A 19,881-nucleotide genomic window follows, 5' to 3' on the forward strand; every position below is an offset into this window, starting at 1 on the left:
TTCACCAATTTGCCCAGACCGTGGGCAGCATCGAATACCTGAACCACCTATACCTGCTGACCGTAGCCGATATTCGCGCAACTAACCCCGAACTTTGGAACGCATGGAAAGACGCCCTGCTCAAAGAGCTTTATACAGTAACTTATAGCGCCTTGCACCGAGGCCTGCAAAATCCCGTGGCACTGACAGACCGCCTGCTTGAAAATAAAAAAGAAGCAAAAGAGGAATTGATTAAGCTAGGCATATCCGAACCGGTTATCCTCAAATCCTGGCAACATGCCAATGATGATTATTTCTTAAGATACTCGGCTGATGAAATAGCATGGCACACCATTGCCATTGCCTCATCCAGCGAAGACGACCTGCCTTTGGTCTTGCTGCGTCCACAGACCCAACGCGGCAGCGCGGAAGTTTTTGTTTATACAAAAAATGAAGAGGCTATATTTTCGCTGAGCACCGCCACTCTCGACCAGTTGGGACTGACTATTCTTGACGCCCGAATCATGACCACGACCGATGACTATGTTCTTAACAGCTTCCTGGTTCTCGAACAGTCAGGAAAACCCATTAATGAACTGTTTAGGGAAGTGCATATTTGTACCGTCCTTCGTAACAACCTGCTACTTCGCGAAGTCAAAAAGCACAAAAACATTCATCGCCAATCAAGGCAGGCCAAGCACTTTCCAATCCCTACCAGCATTCAATTTCATGCGGACCCCTTAAACAGACATACGATTATTGAACTTATCACTACGGACCATGCCGGACTTTTATCGAAAATAGGCCGCGCATTTGTACAAAAAGGCATTCATCTGCACAGCGCAAAAATAACCACCATAGGCAGCCGGGCGGAAGACATGTTTTATATTACAGACAACCAATCGCAACCGATTACGGATGCCGCCAAACAGGAACAAATACGCGAAGAAATTTTAAAAATGCTGGAGATAGGGTAACCCCTCTCCTTGCTGTATTGAATAGATACGGGGCCAGTAGAGATAAGCACTGTCCCTCGCAATCAAATTTATTGCTTATGTAGGGACGCCTGTCTTCTATCGGCAAACCGAACAAGCCATTCGCGGCTGCTGTTTTCAATATCCACATAACGCAAGCCAATTTTGCACAGATCATTGGACATGCGCCGCGAAAAAGCCACAAGACACCGCGCTACTATTTTTATTGATTGCCCATCCCCATCAGATAGTTCCACATCAACGACCACCGACACCGGCTTACCGTTTCGAACGTAACTTCCTCCCGGCGTAATCATATTTCGCTGCCTGATATCGCATTCGATACCCAGCCCATCGCTGGACACATCTACCGCAACCACCTTAAGGCCCGCACCGCCCTCGACAGTGACAACGACAGGAATCTGCACTGGAATCCTTTGGTAAAGCCTTCTTTCCATAACCTTAGATACCCGCTAACAAAATCACTTAAAAGTCCAAGTTTAAAAAATTAATTATTTCAATGCAACCGATGCGATTGAGTACTTGTTAAATACCAAAAGCATTGCAGCAAAAAGCACAAGTACCGAGATAACACTTTTTTAGTTAAATAATCGACTCGCCCCGCGCAAGCTTAGGCAAGTTACCTTCCAACCCCATGGCACTACGCATCACTTTATTTTTGGCAGGCAAAATCCGCTCAGCCAGCCCCAACCCCAAATTGCGTAAAAACTTGACCGGCAGCACCTGATTACTGAACACTCGATAAAAGACATCCATGACCGTCATCATTTTCAGATTTTCATTGCGTCGCATTTTTTCATAGCGATTCAGAACCGCCAAATCGCCGGGATCAAGACCTTGCTTGACGGCATCAATCAGCACCTCGGCTAATGCCGCCGCATCCAGCAAGCCAATATTAACGCCTTGCCCCGCCAACGGATTAATCATGTGCGCCGCATCACCAACCAAAGCGATGCCGGGCTTGACATAGCTTTGCGCGTGCTGCCGCTTCAGCGGAAAGCTCGCCGTGCCTAAAATAGCATTAACCTTACCCAGACAATCAGGAAAAGCAGCCATCAATTCATGCATTAAATCCATGTTGGGCAATGCTTTTAATCGATTTACTTCATCCGGCGAGTTATACCAGACGATAGACCCGTAATGACCGGTTAGCGGCAAAAAGGCCTGCGGACCACTAGGCACAAAACGCTGCCATGTTATATCCTGCTGCCCGTAATCCGTTTCAACATAAATCACCAGCGCATGCTGCTTATAATCCCAGCTGGTAACCCCTAAACCTACCGACTGCCTGACCCTGGATTGACCTCCATCTGCTGCAACCAACACCTTTGCGGTCAAAACTCTGCCATCATCCAACAACACTTCGGACGGCTTGTTTGCCGTATAGTTGATTTTGCTAATGGTGGCAGGACACATCAACTCGACATTGGCAAAGTTCTCCAAGCGCTCCAGTAGCGCTTGTTGAGTCACCCTGTTTTCAACGATAAAACCCAATTCAGGATAATTAATATCGTCACTACAAAACTCAGTATCTCCAGCCGTCTCCCAAACCCTCATCCTGCGAAACGGGCAAAGCCTTCGGTTGACTACGCCGCTCCAGGCGCCCACAGCTTCAAGTATGTTTTTTGATGCAATACTGAGCGCGGAAACCCTCAAATCATGCGGCTGATCAGGTGAAAAAGCCTGCGGCGGCGCGCTTTCTATCACCGCCACCTTCAATGAACTCCCGCCGAGGCTACAAGCAACAGCCGCCCCAACCATGCCTCCACCTACAACAACCACATCAAAATTTTCTTTCATAATCAACCAATAATATGCTGTGAATTCCCGTAATAAATGTGTCGCCTTTAAAGAGCCGAACACACCTAAAAATATCGAAAAATATTCAACGAGAGCAATCCATCATTAAAACAAGGCGGAAAGATACCACATCTATTTAAAGATTAAGCAAAATACCTCTATTGTTCGTGCAACAAAAGACTGCGTGACAGAATTGCCTGTCATCCGTATAATTAACTGGTTTTGCCGTACCATAGCCTTTGATGCACCCATCAGAGCAGGTGCGCAACGAGGGTTGTTTAAGCCAGAGGATAACAACCCTTTTGTAATATTTTTTAGAGGTGACAATGAGTCAAAGCACGCTACCACCCAGACAGGGTTTATATGATCCGCGCAATGAACACGATGCATGCGGCGTGGGTTTTATCGTTCATATAAAGGGTCAAAAAAGCCATGAGATCGTACGTCAAGGCTTGGAATTACTTAAAAACCTGACCCATCGTGGCGCGGTTGGTGCCGATATATATGCGGGCGATGGCGCAGGAATTTTGATTCAAATGCCCGATGCTTTCTTGCGTGCAGAATGCGACAAATTGAGCATCTCTCTACCCGAACAGGGAAATTATGCGGCAGGTATGGTGTTTTTACCACGTGATGCCGCCAACCGTGCAACTTGCGAAAACTTGTTGACCGAAATTATTGCTCGTGAAAAAGCCGTATTGTTAGGCTGGCGCGATGTGCCCGTCGATAATCACACTCTAGGCGAGTCGGTCAAGCTGGTTGAACCGTTTATTCGCCAGATTTTTATTGGCCGCGGCGAAGATTGCAAAGACCAGGATGCTTTCGAGCGCAAGCTGTTTGTGATCCGCAAGCAAGTTGAAAACGCCGTCCGCGATTTAAAGCTGGATCATGGTCACGCCTTTTACATTCCGTCCTTATCGTCACGTACTATCGTTTACAAAGGTATGTTACTGGCCGACCAAGTCGGGGCATTTTATGCCGATTTAAGCGATGAACGCATGGTTAGCGCCTTGGCGCTGGTGCATCAGCGTTTTTCAACCAACACCTTCCCAACCTGGGATCTGGCGCATCCTTTCCGCCTGATTGCCCATAACGGCGAAATCAACACCTTGCGAGGCAATGTGAACGGCATGGCGGCGCGTCGTCATTCCATCGCATCCAAAGTGCTAGGCGACGACATGCATAAACTATGGCCATTGATCGACGAAGCGCAATCGGATTCTGCCTGTTTCGACAATGCACTGGAATTATTGGTCGCTGGCGGTTATTCATTGGCTCACGCGATGATGTTGCTGATTCCTGAAGCCTGGGCCGGCAACGAGTTAATGGATGAAAAACTGCGTGCGTTTTATGAATACAACGCCGCCCTGATGGAACCTTGGGATGGCCCTGCGGCTATTGCCTTTACCGATGGCCGTCAAATCGGCGCAACCTTGGATCGCAACGGCCTGCGTCCTGCGCGTTATCTGGTTACTGATGACGATTTCGTCATCATGGCATCGGAAATGGGCGTATTGGAAGTTCCCCAGCACAAAATCATCAAAAAATGGCGCTTGCAGCCGGGCAAGATGCTGCTGATCGACACCGAACAAGGCCGCATTATTGATGATGCGGAATTAAAAGCCAATTTGTCTTCTTGCCATCCTTATTCCGAATGGCTGAGCAAAACCCAAATCCTGCTATCCGAACTGCCCGCGGAAATTTCTGCAATGGCGCCGGATGCGCACACCCTCTTGGATAGGCAACAAGCATTCGGCTATACCCGTGAAGACATCGAGTTCATCCTGAAGCCAATTGCGTTAACCGGACAGGAACCGATTAGCTCTATGGGTATTGATACTGCGTTGGCGGTATTATCGGAACGTTCGCGCTTGCTGTACGATTATTTCAAGCAAGGCTTTGCCCAAGTCACCAACCCGGCTATCGACCCAATCCGTGAAGAATTGGTCATGTCGCTGGTTTCACTGATCGGCCCGCGCCCTAATTTATTGGGCCTGGATGAAGGCGGAACGCATATGCGCCTTGAAGTGGAACAGCCTATTTTGACTAACCAGGATTTGGAAAAGATCCGCCGCATCGAAACACGCACCGGCGGCGTATTCAAAACCAAAACCCTGACGCTTTGCTACCCATCCGACTTGGGAGCCAGCGGCATGGAAGCGGCGCTCGACAAATTGTGTCTCGCGGCAAAACAGGCCGTTGAAGAAGGCAACAATATTCTGGCACTGTCCGACCGCGACCTGGATGTTGCACATATTGCCATCCCTGCCCTGTTGGCGACTTCCGCCGTGCATCACTACCTGACCCGCGAAGGTCTGCGCACCGAAGTCGGCCTGGTTGTTGAAACCGGCGAAGCACGCGAAGTTCATCACTTTGCACTGCTGGCGGCTTATGGCGCAGAAGCGATCAATCCTTATCTGGCTTTCGATACGCTCTCAGGGCTATGCGAAAACATCGCTGACCTCAGCGAATACGAAGCGCATAAACGCTACATCAAAGCGATCTCCAAAGGCCTGCTTAAAGTCATGTCCAAAATGGGCATTTCGACCTATCAGTCTTATTGCGGCGCGCAAATTTTTAATGCGCTCGGTTTGTCTGAACCTTTCCTGGATCGTTATTTCACCGGTACAACCAGCACTATCGAAGGCGTCGGTTTAAAGGAAGTTAGCGAAGAAACCACTCGCCGCCATCGAATTGCTTTCGGCAATGCGCCGTTATACCGCGAAGCTTTGGATATTGGCGGCGAATACGCTTACCGTTTGCGCGGTGAAGCGCACACCTGGACGCCTGCGACCATCAGCACGCTGCAACATGCAACGCGCAGCAACAGTTATGAAAAATACGCTGAGTTCTGCCGCCTGATTGATGAGCAAAACGAAGCTTTATTGACCTTGCGCGGCTTAATGTCATTCAAGGAAGACGCAACGCCTGTACCGTTGGATGAAGTGGAATCTGCCGCGGAGATCGTCAAGCGTTTTGCAACCGGCGCGATGTCGTTCGGTTCGATCTCTTATGAAGCGCATACTAATCTGGCGATTGCGATGAACCGCATCGGCGGAAAGTCCAATACCGGCGAAGGCGGCGAACTGCCAGAACGCTTCAAGACCCTGCCAAACGGCGACTCGATGCGTTCGGCGATTAAACAAGTCGCTTCCGGACGTTTCGGGGTAACCACTGAATATCTGGTCAATGCCGACGACATTCAGATCAAAGTCAGCCAGGGCGCGAAACCCGGCGAAGGCGGACAGCTGCCCGGCCATAAAGTCGACGCAGTTATCGCCAGAGTACGCCATTCAACACGAGGCGTAGGCTTGATTTCGCCGCCGCCGCACCATGACATTTATTCGATTGAAGATTTGGCGCAGCTGATCCATGATTTGAAAAACGTCAACCCCGAAGCACGAATCAGCGTCAAGCTGGTATCGGAAGTCGGCGTAGGCACGGTTGCGGCGGGCGTTTCCAAAGCTCATGCTGATCATGTGACCATTTCCGGCTATGACGGCGGCACCGGCGCCAGCCCGATGACTTCGATCAAACATGCCGGTTTGCCGTGGGAAATCGGCCTTGCCGAAACCCATCAAACGCTGGTGTTGAACAAACTGCGCGGACGCATCGCCGTCCAAGTTGACGGCGGTTTGCGTACAGGGCGCGACGTGGTCATCGGCGCATTGTTAGGCGCGGATGAATTCGGCTTTGCTACAGCACCACTGATCGTATCGGGCTGCTTAATGATGCGCAAATGCCATCTGAACACCTGCCCGGTCGGCGTTGCAACGCAAGACCCTGAGCTGCGCAAACGTTTTACCGGACAACCTGAGCATGTGGTCAATTATTTCTTCATGGTTGCGGAAGACGTTCGTCAGTGGATGGCAAAACTGGGCTTCCGCACCGTCAATGAAATGATCGGACGTTCGGACAAGCTTGACATGCAGCGCTCACTAAGCCACTGGAAGACGCAGGGACTGGACTACAGCCGGGTTTTCTATAAACCCGAAGTTGACGGCGCTACCGCTGTTTATAACACCGAACGCCAGGATCACGGCTTGGATCAGGCACTGGACCACACCTTGATTGCAGCCGCCCAACCCGCACTGCAAAACGGTCAGCCAGTAGTTATCGACACGCCGATTCGCAACATTAACCGCACTTTCGGTGCGATGCTGTCCGGTGAAGTAGCCAAACGTTATGGGCACAAAGGCTTGCCTGACGACACCATTGCGATTCGCGTCAAAGGTACCGCCGGTCAAAGTTTCGGCTCGTTTCTAGCACAAGGCATCAGCATTGAGCTTGAAGGCGAAGGCAACGATTATGTCGGCAAGGGCATGAGCGGCGGACGTATCGCCATTTATCAACCTAAGGACTGCCCTGTTACCCCGGCTGAAAACATAATCGTCGGCAACACCGTGTTGTACGGTGCGATCAGCGGCGAATGTTATTTCAGCGGCGTTGCAGGCGAACGTTTTGCGGTGCGCAATTCGGGCGCTGTCGCGGTTGTCGAGGGCGTGGGCGACCATGGCTGTGAATACATGACCGGGGGCGTTGTGGTCGTGCTCGGACAAACCGGCCGTAACTTTGCGGCGGGCATGTCTGGCGGCGTGGCTTATGTGCTCGATGAAGAAGGCGATTTCGAGAAGCGCTGCAATATGGCCATGGTGGATCTCGAACCGATCCCTGAAGAAGACGACATACTTGAGGCTATCGCCCACCAAGGCGGCGATTTGGAAACACATGGTCGCGTGCACATTATGTCCGATATGACCCGTAACGATGCTCAACGCTTAAAGCACTTTATTGAACAGCATAAGCGTTATACCAACAGCGCCAGGGCACAGCACATTTTGGATAATTGGCAGGATTATTTGCCGCGCTTTGTTAAAGTCATGCCGGTCGATTACCGCGAAGCACTCAAACAAATCCAGGCAGAACAAGCTACCGCGACTGCATAGTCGTTGCGGCACTATTTAAGTAGAAGGTATTAAAAATGGGTAAACCAACCGGGTTTATGGAACTACCACGCACTGAGCGGCATTATGCCTCGCCGAGTGATCGTATCCAGCATTATCGCGAATTTACACTATCCCCCAGCGATGCCGAAGTGGCTGAGCAGGGTTCTAGATGCATGGATTGCGGCATCCCTTTCTGCCATCAAGGTTGTCCGGTCAACAACATTATTCCTGATTGGAATGACGGGGTTTATCGCGGAGATTGGCAGCAAGCGCTGGATATTTTACATAGCACCAACAATTTTCCTGAATTTACCGGGCGTATCTGTCCTGCGCCTTGCGAGGCCGCTTGCACGCTCAACTTGCAAGATCAGCCCGTAACCATTAAATCGATAGAGTGCGCCATTATCGATAAAGGCTGGGCAATGGGCTGGGTAAAACCGCAAATTCCGGAAAAACGCACTGGCAAGCGCGTTGCGGTAATAGGCTCAGGTCCCTCCGGCCTAGCCTGTGCTCAACAGTTGGCTCGCGCCGGGCATGAAGTCGTAGTCTATGAAAAAAATGACCGCATCGGCGGCTTATTGCGCTACGGCATTCCCGACTTCAAGATGGAAAAAACGCATATTGACCGTCGCATTGCGCAAATGCAGGCAGAAGGCGTCAGGTTCAGGCCCAACAGCCATATCGGCAAAGATATTCCTGCACAAAAATTAATGACCGAATACGATGCCGTTGTATTAGCAGTCGGTTCTGAAAAACCAAGGGATCTGGAAGTTCCTGGACGTAATGAGTATCAAGGCGTTTACTTTGCAATGGACTTTTTGCGCCAGCAGAACAAGCGCAATGCAGGCGATGTTATACCTGAAGAAGAAGCCATTATTGCGACAGACAAACGCGTTATTGTCATTGGTGGCGGCGATACCGGTTCCGATTGCATAGGCACATCGATTCGCCAAGGCGCAGCATCTGTGGTTCAGCTCGAAATTTTGCCGCAACCACCTGAAAAAGAAAACAAATTACTGACCTGGCCGCTATGGCCCAACAAGTTGCGCACCACGTCTTCACATGATGAAGGCATCAAGCAACGTTACTTCAGCGTCAACACCCAAAGCGTTACCGGCAAAGATGGAAAAATAACCCATCTGAACGCGGTGGAAGTGGAGTGGAAGCAAGAAGGTGGACAGTGGAAAATGAGCGAGAAAGCAGACAGTGGTTTCACCCTGGAAGCCGATATCGTATTTTTAGCGATGGGTTTTGTTCACCCGGTACACGAAGGCTTGTTAAAAGAGCTGGGGGTTGAACTGGACCGTAATAACGTCAAAGCCAACGATAAACAATATCGCACCTCGGTCGATAAAGTGTTCGCCGCAGGCGATGCGCGGCGTGGGCAATCGTTAGTGGTCTGGGCGATACGCGAAGGCAGGCAAGCCGCCAGAGCAGTGGATGAGTTTCTGATGGGGGCATCAGAACTGCCCCGTTAAGCCTATAATGCAAAAAAGCGCTGTAGCGGCAATCACCGCTACAGCGCCTTGGTTTTCCTTTTTGAACACCGCTTACATTGATAAACGGTGATCAACTTCCCCTCTTTCACATCAAACTGTTTTTCATTTAAGACTTCCCATTTATGAAAGCCGCTGCGGCATAACGTATTGCCTTTATGCAGCTGTGTCAGTTTGGGCCGTTTAAATTGAATTACGTCACCCATAATTTCCTTCCAGATTTAAGCAAGCCGTTACAAAAATTTGTGGCATTTAACCGCTGCGTACGCATGACGTAACGTATAAAATCGCGAAAAAAATAGCCACAAAAGCTTCGTGTCGATAAAAAGCAACAGCGGCTAAGCTATATCACTTTTTAACGATTGTATTCCACGCGGCAAGCCAGGTTTGCGGTTGATATGTGTCGGCTTTCCTATCAAGAAACCCGGTCAAAGCCAGTCGCAGAGTATTATTAATAATGCCGAAGAAATGGGCGTAGCCCAGTTGGGCGTTAATATTACGGATTTCGCCTGTTTTAATACCGGCTTCAATAATCCGGATAATTTTTATAATCGCCCCGGTTTCATGTAGCGGCTTTGCTTCCGGCAAAAACTCGTTGATGTTCAAAATCAACAGAAAGCGCATTACATCCGGCGCCTCGTCTGTTAACTTGAACAGCAGATCGACTATGCCGCGCAATTGTTCGGATGGCTTTTCATTCTTGCGCTTTATGTCATCAATAGAGACGCTTAAGCTACCGAGAATATTGGCATATAATTGCGATGCAATCATTTGTTTGGTTTTGAAGTGCTGATAGATTGCGCCAGCAGTTTTTGCACCAACCGCATCTTTAATATCGATTAATGATGTATTGAAGTAACCTTTTTCTACAAAAAGCTTTAAGGCTGCCAGCAATATCTCATCTTGCACGTCAGATTTTATCTGAGTATTTTCTATTTCCTGATCCATGTTCTTCTTTCACAGCTAATTCAATGCGCTGTATTATTTGTATGTGAGTGAAAAAGTAAGAGGTCTACACATTATAGGCTCGCGAGTATAAACTTATTTTGCGTTCAAAACCGCCAGTGCAGCGCTTAAGTAACTTACCATCGACCATAATGTCAATATAGCCGCAATATATAACAAGCCATACCCGCAGTAATTTATGGGTATACCCAGTATATCTTCGCGATATAACAACATGCCAATCGCCAGCATTTGAGCCGTAGTCTTCCATTTACCTAATTGGGATACTTTAACCTTTGCCCTCTGACCGATCTCTGCCATCCATTCCCTAAGTGAGGCAATGGTAATTTCCCGACCAATGATGATCGCCGCTGGTATAGCCAAATAAGGACTGGCCTGCTGCTGAACAATCAGGACCAACACCATAGCCACCATCAGTTTATCCGCCACAGGATCTAAAAAAGCCCCGAAAGGCGTCTCTAAACTCATTTTCCTGGCAAGATAGCCGTCCAGCCAGTCAGTAATTCCCGCCGCTAAAAAAATCAGCATACAGGCAATATTGGAATATGCCCAGGGCAGATAAAAAACCACGATAATTAATGGAATTAACGCGATTCTTAACAGCGTAAGGTTTGTCGGTAAATTAAATTCAATTGTCATCTTGATGATGAAATAGTTCGTAAATCCGTTGTGCTAACTGACGGCTTATGCCATCCACACTGCAAAGTGCATCCACGCCAGCCTGTGAAATACCTTGCAGCCCCCCAAATTGTTTCAATAAAATCTGTCGGCGTTTAGGCCCCAACCCTGGAATAGCCTCCAAGGACGATTGTTTTTTAGCCTTTCCCCGTCGCTGTCTGTGCCCTGTTATCGCAAATCGATGCGCTTCATCGCGAATATGCTGAATCAACAATAAACCGCTAGCTCCAGGACTTATATCTAATGGCTGCTCTTGATCCACTAGTATAAGCTTTTCCATGCCGGGTTTTCTATCCGGACCTTTGGAAACGCCGACTATCATAACATTGTTTATGTCTAATTCCGCCAATGCCTTTTGCGCTTCATGCACCTGACCTTTACCGCCGTCTATAAGCAATATATCCGGCGCCGCATGTTCCCCCTGTTTTAACCTTTTAAAACGCCTGAATACCGCCTGATGAATAGCCGCATAATCATCGCCGGCGGTTATGCCTTCGATGTTAAACCGTCGATATGCCGATTTTACCGGACCTTCCCGGTCGAATACCACACAGGACGCAACCGTTTGATCGCCCTGGGTATGACTGATATCGAAACATTCAAGGCGTTTTGGCAACTCCTTGCAGTCCAACTCTTCCTGTAAACTGAGGAAACGGGCATAAATTCCCTGCTTGTCGGATAATTTGCTCAGCAGTGAATTTTCGGCATTGGTGCAAGCCATTTCCAACCATTTTGAGCGCTCACCCCTGACATTGTGAGAGATAGCTACCGCATGTTTTGCCCGAGATGCCAGCACTTCCATTAGCAGATTAGCTTCTTCCGGCTGATGACTGACAATCAATTCATGAGGAATTTGTTTATCCAGATAATATTGCGGAATAAACGCCTGAATGATGGCTGCCGGATCATGCTCGTCGGTTATTTTCGGGAAAAACACTTTATTACCCAAATGCTGCCCATTGCGGATAAAAAATACCTGAACACAAGCCACTCCGGCTTTGGTTGCACAGGCGATAATATCAACATCGCCCCGGTCGCCGAGCACAAATTGTTTTTCCAGCACCGAACGCAATTTTATAATCTGATCCCTGAAACCGGCGGCCCGCTCATATTCAAGGTTAGCCGACGCTTGCTCCATATTAACAATCAACTGATCGATCAGCAGACCGCCCTTGCCCTCCAAAAACAATATCGTGTTTTCAACATCCTTCGCATAAGCGGCTTTATCGATTAAACCAACGCACGGCGCGGTGCAGCGCTCTATCTGGTGCTGAAGGCAAGGCCGTGAGCGATTGTTGTAAATGGAATCATCGCACTGCCTGACAAGAAAAATCCGTTGCAGCAGCTTAAGAGTTTCTTTGATCGCGCCGATGCCCGGATAAGGGCCGAAATATTTCCCCTTTCTCTTTTTGGCGCCGCGATGCAGCGTGATCTGCGGAAAATCATGCTCAGTAGACAGGAAGATATAGGGATAGGACCGGTCGTCTCTTAAGCAAATGTTGTATTGGGGCTTATGACGCTTGATCAGCTGGCATTCCAGCAATAAAGCCTCGCCTTCAGTATGCGTCACCGTTACTTCAATGGCCACGATCTTGGACACCATCCGGTGTTGCTTGGTTGATGCGCTTGGCTTTTTAAAATAGCTGGAAACGCGGTTTTTAAGGTTCTTGGCCTTGCCGATATAAATAATTTCGCCCTGCTCATTGAGCATCTTATAAATGCCGGGGCGCGTAGTCAGGTTTTTTAAAAACGCTTTTATATCGAATCTGTTTTCTGGTAACTCGGGACTCACACTTTATCCTGATAGCATGCGGTACAGCATGAAAAATTCATTATGCAGGGATTAGTCCTTATCCAATTTGTAAATGGGCTTTACTTCACACATTCTAAATCGTTTGTATATTTATTGAATAAAAACCTTTCCTAATTCAAGCTTTTTAATAAATGTAAGGGATTGCTTACATTTGCCTATGCTAAATTCAAATTTATATTAATTTGGCATGAACAAACCTCCCTATCAACTTATTTTTCATTTAATTTACTGGAGACTACCTGAATGAAAGAAATAAAGATAACCCCTCTTACAGTACATCAATACGCAAAAATTTCTGATGATATTTATGATGAAACTGAACGGGTTGAACACGCGGGAATGCTTGCAGCCAAATGCAGCCAACATCCTGAATACGGAGACATTATTCTTATTTCATCTAATGTTGGCGATTGTTTAATGATTCACTATTCGTTATAAGCCTTGTTTAAACGACTTTTAACAGCAAGACCCGCCATCCGCTTTATGCGCCGAACCTTTGGTTTCCGAAACCGCTCTAAAACTCCGGTTTCTATCGTTATACCAACTCTAATAGTTAATACGCAACGGCTTAGAAAGCTTCATCACAAAGCCTAAAACTTCATGATGAATACTATCAAGTGATCGCTCCTCCGCAGCTACTGCCTTGTCCTGCCGTGCAACCATAGCAATGTTTCAGCGTAGCAATAGATTTGCCCATTAATTCGGATATCTGACTCAAGTGTATTTTTTGCCTGCCTCCCAAAGGCAGTTGCAGCATTTGATTAAAATCGCAATCATAGACAAAGCCTTGCCAATCAACGCTTAAGGTATTTTTACACATAACCTTGTCCAAATTGGACGCATGAAAATTATCCTTGAGCAGTTGCAGATATTCATCAAACCGGCCGGTACTTAGCAAAACACTGCCGAATCGCCGCACGGGTAAATTAGCCATCGCAAATAAATGATTAAACACGATGCCATAATGCTCATGCAGATGTTGCTTGTAAGCGTATTCCAAAGGCTGCTGTTCAGGCGGCAAGGCCGCGCCTTGCGGATTGAAAACCAGGTTTAATTCAAGGTTGGTATTGGCTTGACCATACCCCAGTTCGTTCAATAACTGCAAGGCCTTGATGCTGGCATTAAACGTTCCCTTACCGCGTTGCTTATCGACATTTTCTTGTAGATAGCACGGCAGTGACGCGACGATTTCAACCTGGTGTTCCGCCAGAAAACCGCCCATATCCTCAAAGCCTTTTTCCAGCAAAATAACCAGATTACAGCGATCGATAATCTTTAAGCCGCGATTGCGTGCCTGCATCACCAAATAGCGAAAATGCGGATTCATTTCCGGCGCGCCACCGGTCAAATCGAGCGTGTGAAGCCCATGCTTATCGATAAAACCCAAAGCCTGATCAATGGTGGCTTTGTCCATCAATTCGGTGCGCTTAGGCCCGGCATTGACATGGCAATGGGTGCAACTCAAATTGCATAAATAACCGAGATTGACTTGTAATATTTCCAGCTTATTGCGGGTAATAGCTGGAAAGTCGGAGTTCTGCAAAAAAGGTAGCGAATCGATCATATCAAAATCCTGTAAGAATTTTCACCAGGAAGGTCGCCAAAATAAAATACCGCGTCTTCCTGGTGCATTTATACAAGCTGTTTAATGCCTTACATCAGACAATATCCGCCAGATTCCCCTTGGTTTCCAGCCACACTTTCCTGTCCTGCGAACGTTTTTTAGCCAACAGCAAGTCAAGCTGGCCATTGGTATCATCACCTTCGTCCACCGTTAACTGCACCAATCTGCGGGTGTCCGGATTCATCGTGGTTTCCCGAAGCTGGCTGGGATTCATTTCGCCCAGGCCTTTAAAACGCTGCACATTGATCTGGCCTTTAAGCTTTTCGGCAGCGATGCGATCCAGCACGCCTTGGCGCTCGGCTTCATCCAGCGCGTAAAACACCCGTTTGCCGACGTCAATCCGATACAATGGCGGCATCGCGACATAGACATGACCAGCTTCCACCAGCGATTTAAAATGCTGGTAAAACAACGCGCAGATCAAGGTGGCGATATGGTTGCCGTCAGAATCGGCATCGGCCAGAATGCAGATCTTTCCGTAACGCAGATTCTGCAAATCGGAAGAACCCGGCTCTATGCCCAGGGCTACGGCAATATCATGAACTTCCTGCGACGCCATTACCTGGTTGGACTCAACCTCCCAAGTATTTAAAATCTTGCCGCGCAACGGCATAATCGCCTGAAAATCACGCTCCCGCGCCTGCTTGGCCGAGCCTCCGGCCGAGTCCCCTTCAACCAGGAACAATTCGGTCCGGGCTAGATCCTGTGCCGAACAGTCGGCCAGTTTGCCCGGCAAGGCAGGACCTGCGGTGATTTTTTTGCGGATGATTTTTTTATTGGAGCGCAGCCGCTTTTGCGCGCTGGAAATAATCACTTCGGCGATTTTCTCGCCCTCAGCCGGGTTCTGGTTCAGCCATAAGCTAAAACTGTCTTTCGCCACGCCGGAGACAAAAGTCACGCATTCGCGGGAACTGAGCCGCTCCTTGGTTTGCCCTGAAAACTGCGGGTCTTCGAGTTTTACCGACAGCACAAAGTGGCAGTTTTCCCAAACATCTTCCGGGGCGACTTTAACGCCGCGCGGCAGAATATTTCTAATATCGCAAAATTCGCGCATCGCTTCGGTCAGCCCAGCCCGCAGGCCGTTGACATGGGTTCCGCCTTGCGCAGTCGGTACCAGATTCACGTAACTTTCAGCCAGCACTTCCGCAGGATTTTCAATCGCCCAAACGATCCCCCATTCAACGGCTTCATGATTAGCGGACATATTGCCCATAAACGGATGTTCCGGGCAATAATCAATATCACCTATACGGTCGAGCAAATACTCCTTGAGGCCGTCCTGATAACACCAGAAATACTCTTCGTCGGTTTGATCGATCTTCAGGGATATTTTCAAGCCCGGACATAAAACCGCCTTGGCTCGCAACACGTGCTTAAGCTTTAAAACCGACACCTTATTGGAATCAAAATATTTTTCGTTCGGCCAGAAATGTACGGTTGTTCCGGTATTATTCTTGCCGACAGTGCCGGTCTCAGTCAGCCCGGTCTGCTTTTCGCCATCAGCAAACTCCATTCGATAGACCTTGCCGTTTCTTTTAACTTCCACTTCCAGCTTTGCCGACAAGGCGTTAACGACCGAGACGCCCACGCCATGCAAGCCGCCGGAAAACTGATAATTTTTATTGGAAAACTTTCCGCCCGCATGCAGCTGGGTCAAAATCACCTCGACACCGGGAATGCCTTGCTCGGGATGTATATCGACCGGCATCCCCCGGCCGTTATCGCTGACCAGCACCGAGCCGTCTTTATACAAGACCACGTCAATCGAGGTAGCATGGCCCGCCATCGCCTCGTCAACGCTGTTATCGACGACTTCCTGCACCAGATGGTTGGGCCTTGTCGTGTCCGTGTACATGCCGGGACGTTTCCGCACCGGCTCCAATCCGCTTAAAACTTCTATTGCCGCCGCGTTATATTCGCTACTCATACTTCCTAATCACTCACAATTCAATTTCATATATAATGCAGGACGCAAGGCAAAAGGCGAAAGGCACAAAATTTTTTGCCTTTTGCCTTTTGCCCTTCGCCTTGAACTTTACATCGTACCATTAAAATTTTTTTTATCTCATGCCGAAAAAGAAAACCTCGACTTTATTCGAAGATTCCCTCGCAGAACTTGAGCAGCTGGTCGTCCAGCTCGAACAAGGCGACATCTCGCTGGAAGAATCGCTAAAGTCATTTGAACGCGGAGTCAACCTGACCCGTACTTGTCAAAAAGCCCTGCAAGAGGCCGAGCAAAAAGTTCAAATTCTAATTGAAAAAAACGGCACTCAAACCCTGGAGCCATTTACCGATGAGTAATGCGTTAAAAGACTATCTTGAATTCTGTCAAAACCGTGTAGAAAGAGCGCTGGACGCTCGCCTGCCCAGAGAAAACATACTGCCGCAAAAACTGCATGAGGCAATGCGCTACAGCACATTGGACGGCGGCAAACGTATGCGTCCTATGCTGACTTACTGCACCGGAAAGACGCTGGGCATAGCCCCTGAAGCATTGGATGGTCCCGCTTGCGCCGTTGAATTCATCCATGTTTACTCATTGATCCATGACGATCTTCCGGCAATGGACGACGACGATCTTAGACGCGGCAAAGCCACCTGTCATAAAGCGTTCGATGAAGCGACCGCTATTTTGACCGGCGATGCGCTGCAAACCCTGGCTTTTGAAATTCTGGCCCATGATCCCAGCATGACTGCCACCCCGGAAGGCCGCTTGAAAATGATCGTTGCATTAACCAAAGCCAGCGGTTCCCAAGGTATGGTCGGCGGTCAAGCAATCGATTTGGAATCCGTCGGCACCAGCTTGACATTGCCAGAACTGGAAAACATGCATATCCATAAAACCGGTGCATTGATACGTGCCAGCGTTAATATGGCGACCTTGGCGAAAGCCGATATAGACCCGAACGTTGCAAAAAAACTGGACAACTATGCCAAGTGCATCGGCTTGTCGTTCCAAGTTAAAGACGACATCCTCGACGAAGAAAGCGATACAGCAACGTTGGGCAAAACTCAAGGCAAAGACCAAAACAACAACAAACCTACCTATCCTGCTTTATTAGGTTTGGCCGGTGCCAAACAAAAAGCGATGGAACTGCATGAGCAAGCGCTGGATAACCTGAGCATTTTTGGCAGCGAAGCCGACTTGTTAAGAGATTTGTCACTTTATATTATTCAGCGGGATCATTAATAGGGTCGCGCATCAATTGAATAACTCTGAAAGGGATTGATCGGTGTAGAAACCATTACCGAAAATGGTTGGCTATCTAAAAAATAAACACCATATCGTCATGAAAAATATAAACAGGTGTATATGATATACACCTGTTCTTGAATTTTATTAGGCGCCTTTTTAGGTGTCTACTTTACGTTATGCATAAAATAAAAAAAAGGGGGGCAATTGACATCAGAAATAATCAACGGAGCTTTTGCTATCGGTGGTGCGCTAATTGGCGTGATAGGTACTTGGCTGATAGCTTTGCAGGGAAAAGAAAAACAAAGAATAACTCTTCTGGTTTCACCGCACTCAAAGCTTTTGGATGTAAACGATATTGCTAAATCTGATGTGCAAATAACCTACAAAGGAACACCGATCAATGATTTAGGTGCCGGGGAGTTTGCGGCACAGAATACTGGAACAAAAGCACTGGAAGAAATCGAAATTGATGTCACTCAAGCATTAGACTCTCCGCTGCTGGATTTTGAAATATCTTCAAAAAACTTCACTGCACCCGAAAACTTCATAGAAATTGAGCAGAAAGGTGATGGAGTATACAAAGTAAAAATAAAGTATTTAAATCCTAAGGATCGAGTAGTCTTTATATACCGCATTTCAGGTTCCGAAAAGCCGGGTATTTCAATCAGAAAGCTGGGGGTAGATGTAGAGATGCGGCAAGAGGTAATTACGGGTATTCCAGATATTTATGCCGAAATTTTCTTTTCATTAATTGAGACCATGCCTATTCCTGGTTATTCGTGGCTTCTTTCGAAGATGAATAAGCCATATAGGCTTTATCTGGAAGCGAAACGTAAAAATGCATAACCCAGCGCTCAAGCCGACCCGCTTCCGCTACGCTTCAGCGGTCGGCTTAGCTTTACGTTATGCATCATGATCGCTGAAGTCCATATCTTCTTGGCAAAAGCCACTGCGTCAGGTGTTGAGCGCTTTCCTGTCGGCCAGCGTCACGCAATGCATATCTACGTTCGGCAGCCGCTTGGCTCTGCTCACGACTGGGAAACGGCAGAGGTCGTGGCGCTAAAGTGCGGGTGGTCGCAGGTTGAGATACTAAAGGCGGGTACGCTGTCGGCTGATACAGCGGAGCGCAAAGGTGAACCGGAGCGTTCCTGCTATCAATCCGCACTTGAGAGTGGCGATGCCATTCTGGTCTATAGCACACCGGAGTCGGCGTGATCACACATAACATGGCGCTCAACCGGAGCGCGGTTATAACGCGGATTTGTTTTTCAGCTTTCCGGGCCGCGCCCGGTTAGCTCTACGTTAGGCACCATGAAACCATACGAGTTATTCGAAGTCCTCGCCGGTAAAACGTGGCGATCAATAGAACGGTTTAGTCGAAACCGGATTCACCTTGGTGAAGACGCAATCACATCAAACAATCTAGACGCTCTGGCTTCTGCCGGACCTGCGTGCGTGTTCCTGGAAGACACCCGAGCCCAGGAATCCACGAAAGGATGCGACTTCGAACTTTGGATAGGCAGTTCGCACATGGGCTGGCGGCGGTATGCAGTTCAAGCGAAGAAAATCCAAGTCAGTTCAAGCCGCTATGCGTCGCTCGCACACGAAGTTGCGGGCGTTCCCCAGATCGATATCTTGGACACATATGCTCGGGCAAACAGAGCGCTTGCAATCTACTGCTTCTACAACCACGCAACAAAACCTTACAAGTGGAACTGCAATCTCCCCCTGGAGGTAGAACAACTCGGCTGCTCGGTCACACCGTCTTCAATTGTGCGCGCAGCCATTGCCAAGCACGGAGCAAGAAATTTCACGCACATACATTCACAACAGGAAACACTACCGTGGCGCTGCATCCTTCGGTGCCCAAACTTTGTCTCAAAGGCCGCACGGGGTCATCCTGGGTGGCCGAGTCTTGCCGGGAGTTTTCACCCGAAGCTTCCAGCCGCCTTGCTGAGATTGCGCGCTCAACCCGGCCAGATCTCCTTCGAAGACCAGCCGGACCTCTTCAACTCAGAAATTCAGTTTCGCCCTCAGTGGGTCGGCATCGTCGATGTCTCGGTCCAGGGTCGGGATCGCGGTTAATCGCTCCATCACCCGAAAAAGCTAGCTTTTCTCTTCAACCCTAGCCCCGCATCAAGCATGCATCCACTCCATAGTTTCAACGCCGTGCCTCCGCGCCCCGGCCTAACTGGTTGTTCAACAGGACGTCTGCCAGCTTCGCTAGCAGCCGCCTGTTAACGCGGGCGTTAGGCATTGCTGGAATGAAGGTATTGGCTTTGGCTTGCTTTCATCAGCCCCAGTGGTTACGGTAAGATTGTGTTGTGAACAGTTCGTATATTGTCAGCCATGCGTTGTTTTGGTTTTTTTGTCCCAGGTGGTTTGGCT

At 48.5% G+C, this 19,881-nt stretch carries 14 protein-coding genes and 1 pseudogene; 8 read left to right on the forward strand and 7 right to left on the reverse strand.

Features of this window, described 5'->3' with window-relative positions:
• Positions 1–956: pseudogene (gene glnD, locus M0R47_RS18855) on the forward strand ([protein-PII] uridylyltransferase); the annotation flags it as partial.
• 68 nt (positions 957–1,024) lie between these two features.
• Here glnD and M0R47_RS18860 read toward each other — a convergent pair.
• Together M0R47_RS18860 and M0R47_RS18865 are read right to left on the reverse strand one after the other, a co-directional pair.
• Positions 1,025–1,411: a PilZ domain-containing protein gene (locus M0R47_RS18860; protein ID WP_292557671.1), complete on the reverse strand. Its 387-nt coding sequence runs from the start codon at positions 1,409–1,411 to the stop codon at positions 1,025–1,027.
• A 145-nt stretch (positions 1,412–1,556) separates the two neighbouring features.
• Positions 1,557–2,774, reverse strand: a complete 1,218-nt coding sequence (locus tag M0R47_RS18865) for an FAD-dependent monooxygenase (RefSeq protein WP_292557673.1) — start codon at positions 2,772–2,774, stop codon at positions 1,557–1,559.
• A gap of 326 nt (positions 2,775–3,100) precedes the next feature.
• Here M0R47_RS18865 and gltB point away from each other — a divergent pair, with 326 nt between their 5' ends.
• Together gltB and M0R47_RS18875 are read left to right on the forward strand one after the other, a co-directional pair.
• Positions 3,101–7,720, forward strand: coding sequence for a glutamate synthase large subunit (gene gltB, locus M0R47_RS18870; RefSeq protein ID WP_292557675.1), 4,620 nt, complete (start codon positions 3,101–3,103; stop codon positions 7,718–7,720).
• Positions 7,721–7,755: 35 nt separating this feature from the next.
• Complete coding sequence (locus tag M0R47_RS18875) at positions 7,756–9,198, forward strand: glutamate synthase subunit beta (protein ID WP_292557677.1); 1,443 nt, start codon at positions 7,756–7,758, stop codon at positions 9,196–9,198.
• Between the two features lie 366 nt (positions 9,199–9,564).
• Here the strand turns inward: M0R47_RS18875 and M0R47_RS18880 are convergent, their stop codons facing one another.
• The 3 genes from M0R47_RS18880 to uvrC form a co-directional block, all read right to left on the reverse strand.
• Positions 9,565–10,164: a TetR/AcrR family transcriptional regulator gene (locus tag M0R47_RS18880; protein ID WP_292557680.1), complete on the reverse strand. Its 600-nt coding sequence runs from the start codon at positions 10,162–10,164 to the stop codon at positions 9,565–9,567.
• Positions 10,165–10,257: 93 nt separating this feature from the next.
• The gene (gene pgsA / locus M0R47_RS18885; protein ID WP_292557683.1) at positions 10,258–10,821 is read right to left on the reverse strand and encodes a CDP-diacylglycerol--glycerol-3-phosphate 3-phosphatidyltransferase; all 564 of its coding nucleotides are present in this window, start codon (positions 10,819–10,821) and stop codon (positions 10,258–10,260) included.
• Positions 10,811–12,652, reverse strand: coding sequence for an excinuclease ABC subunit UvrC (gene uvrC, locus M0R47_RS18890; protein WP_292557685.1), 1,842 nt, complete (start codon positions 12,650–12,652; stop codon positions 10,811–10,813). The genes pgsA and uvrC overlap by 11 nt, the downstream gene beginning before the upstream one ends.
• 264 nt (positions 12,653–12,916) lie before the next feature.
• Between uvrC and M0R47_RS18895 the strand changes: the two genes are divergently transcribed.
• Positions 12,917–13,111, forward strand: a complete 195-nt coding sequence (locus M0R47_RS18895) for a hypothetical protein (RefSeq protein WP_292557687.1) — start codon at positions 12,917–12,919, stop codon at positions 13,109–13,111.
• Between the two features lie 175 nt (positions 13,112–13,286).
• Here the strand turns inward: M0R47_RS18895 and arsS are convergent, their stop codons facing one another.
• Together arsS and parE are read right to left on the reverse strand one after the other, a co-directional pair.
• Positions 13,287–14,237: an arsenosugar biosynthesis radical SAM (seleno)protein ArsS gene (gene arsS, locus M0R47_RS18900; protein WP_292557690.1), complete on the reverse strand. Its 951-nt coding sequence runs from the start codon at positions 14,235–14,237 to the stop codon at positions 13,287–13,289.
• A 94-nt stretch (positions 14,238–14,331) separates the two neighbouring features.
• A complete protein-coding gene (gene parE, locus M0R47_RS18905; RefSeq protein WP_292557692.1) occupies positions 14,332–16,224 on the reverse strand; it encodes a DNA topoisomerase IV subunit B in 1,893 nt (630 codons plus the stop codon).
• A gap of 140 nt (positions 16,225–16,364) precedes the next feature.
• Here parE and M0R47_RS18910 point away from each other — a divergent pair, with 140 nt between their 5' ends.
• The 4 genes from M0R47_RS18910 to M0R47_RS18925 all read left to right on the forward strand — a co-directional run bounded on the left by M0R47_RS18910 (position 16,365) and on the right by M0R47_RS18925 (position 18,708).
• Positions 16,365–16,598 carry an exodeoxyribonuclease VII small subunit gene (locus tag M0R47_RS18910; RefSeq protein ID WP_292557695.1) on the forward strand — a complete coding sequence of 78 codons (234 nt, stop codon included), beginning with the start codon at positions 16,365–16,367 and terminating at the stop codon, positions 16,596–16,598.
• Positions 16,591–17,487 (forward strand): (2E,6E)-farnesyl diphosphate synthase, encoded by an 897-nt coding sequence (gene ispA / locus M0R47_RS18915; RefSeq protein ID WP_292557698.1) that lies wholly within the window; start codon positions 16,591–16,593, stop codon positions 17,485–17,487. The genes M0R47_RS18910 and ispA overlap by 8 nt, the downstream gene beginning before the upstream one ends.
• Before the next feature lie 210 nt (positions 17,488–17,697).
• On the forward strand, positions 17,698–18,339 hold the full coding sequence (locus M0R47_RS18920) for a hypothetical protein (protein WP_292557700.1): 642 nt from the start codon (positions 17,698–17,700) through the stop codon (positions 18,337–18,339).
• A gap of 66 nt (positions 18,340–18,405) precedes the next feature.
• Positions 18,406–18,708 carry a hypothetical protein gene (locus tag M0R47_RS18925; RefSeq protein WP_292557702.1) on the forward strand — a complete coding sequence of 101 codons (303 nt, stop codon included), beginning with the start codon at positions 18,406–18,408 and terminating at the stop codon, positions 18,706–18,708.
• Positions 18,709–19,881 lie beyond the last annotated feature (1,173 nt).

Source organism: Methylobacter sp., assembly GCF_023227905.1.
Taxonomy (GTDB): domain Bacteria; phylum Pseudomonadota; class Gammaproteobacteria; order Methylococcales; family Methylomonadaceae; genus Methylobacter_A.

What these genes read in the sequence shown, in the direction of transcription:
- M0R47_RS18925 (WP_292557702.1), top strand. Translation starts at nt 18,406, where the DNA reads ATGATCGCTGAAGTCCATATCTTCTTGGCAAAAGCCACTGCGTCAGGT.
- gltB (WP_292557675.1), top strand. Translation starts at nt 3,101, where the DNA reads ATGAGTCAAAGCACGCTACCACCCAGACAGGGTTTATATGATCCGCGC.
- M0R47_RS18865 (WP_292557673.1), bottom strand. Translation starts at nt 2,774, where the DNA reads ATGAAAGAAAATTTTGATGTGGTTGTTGTAGGTGGAGGCATGGTTGGG.
- arsS (WP_292557690.1), bottom strand. Translation starts at nt 14,237, where the DNA reads ATGATCGATTCGCTACCTTTTTTGCAGAACTCCGACTTTCCAGCTATT.
- M0R47_RS18910 (WP_292557695.1), top strand. Translation starts at nt 16,365, where the DNA reads ATGCCGAAAAAGAAAACCTCGACTTTATTCGAAGATTCCCTCGCAGAA.
- M0R47_RS18860 (WP_292557671.1), bottom strand. Translation starts at nt 1,411, where the DNA reads ATGGAAAGAAGGCTTTACCAAAGGATTCCAGTGCAGATTCCTGTCGTT.
- M0R47_RS18895 (WP_292557687.1), top strand. Translation starts at nt 12,917, where the DNA reads ATGAAAGAAATAAAGATAACCCCTCTTACAGTACATCAATACGCAAAA.
- parE (WP_292557692.1), bottom strand. Translation starts at nt 16,224, where the DNA reads ATGAGTAGCGAATATAACGCGGCGGCAATAGAAGTTTTAAGCGGATTG.
- M0R47_RS18880 (WP_292557680.1), bottom strand. Translation starts at nt 10,164, where the DNA reads ATGGATCAGGAAATAGAAAATACTCAGATAAAATCTGACGTGCAAGAT.
- ispA (WP_292557698.1), top strand. Translation starts at nt 16,591, where the DNA reads ATGAGTAATGCGTTAAAAGACTATCTTGAATTCTGTCAAAACCGTGTA.
- pgsA (WP_292557683.1), bottom strand. Translation starts at nt 10,821, where the DNA reads ATGACAATTGAATTTAATTTACCGACAAACCTTACGCTGTTAAGAATC.
- M0R47_RS18875 (WP_292557677.1), top strand. Translation starts at nt 7,756, where the DNA reads ATGGGTAAACCAACCGGGTTTATGGAACTACCACGCACTGAGCGGCAT.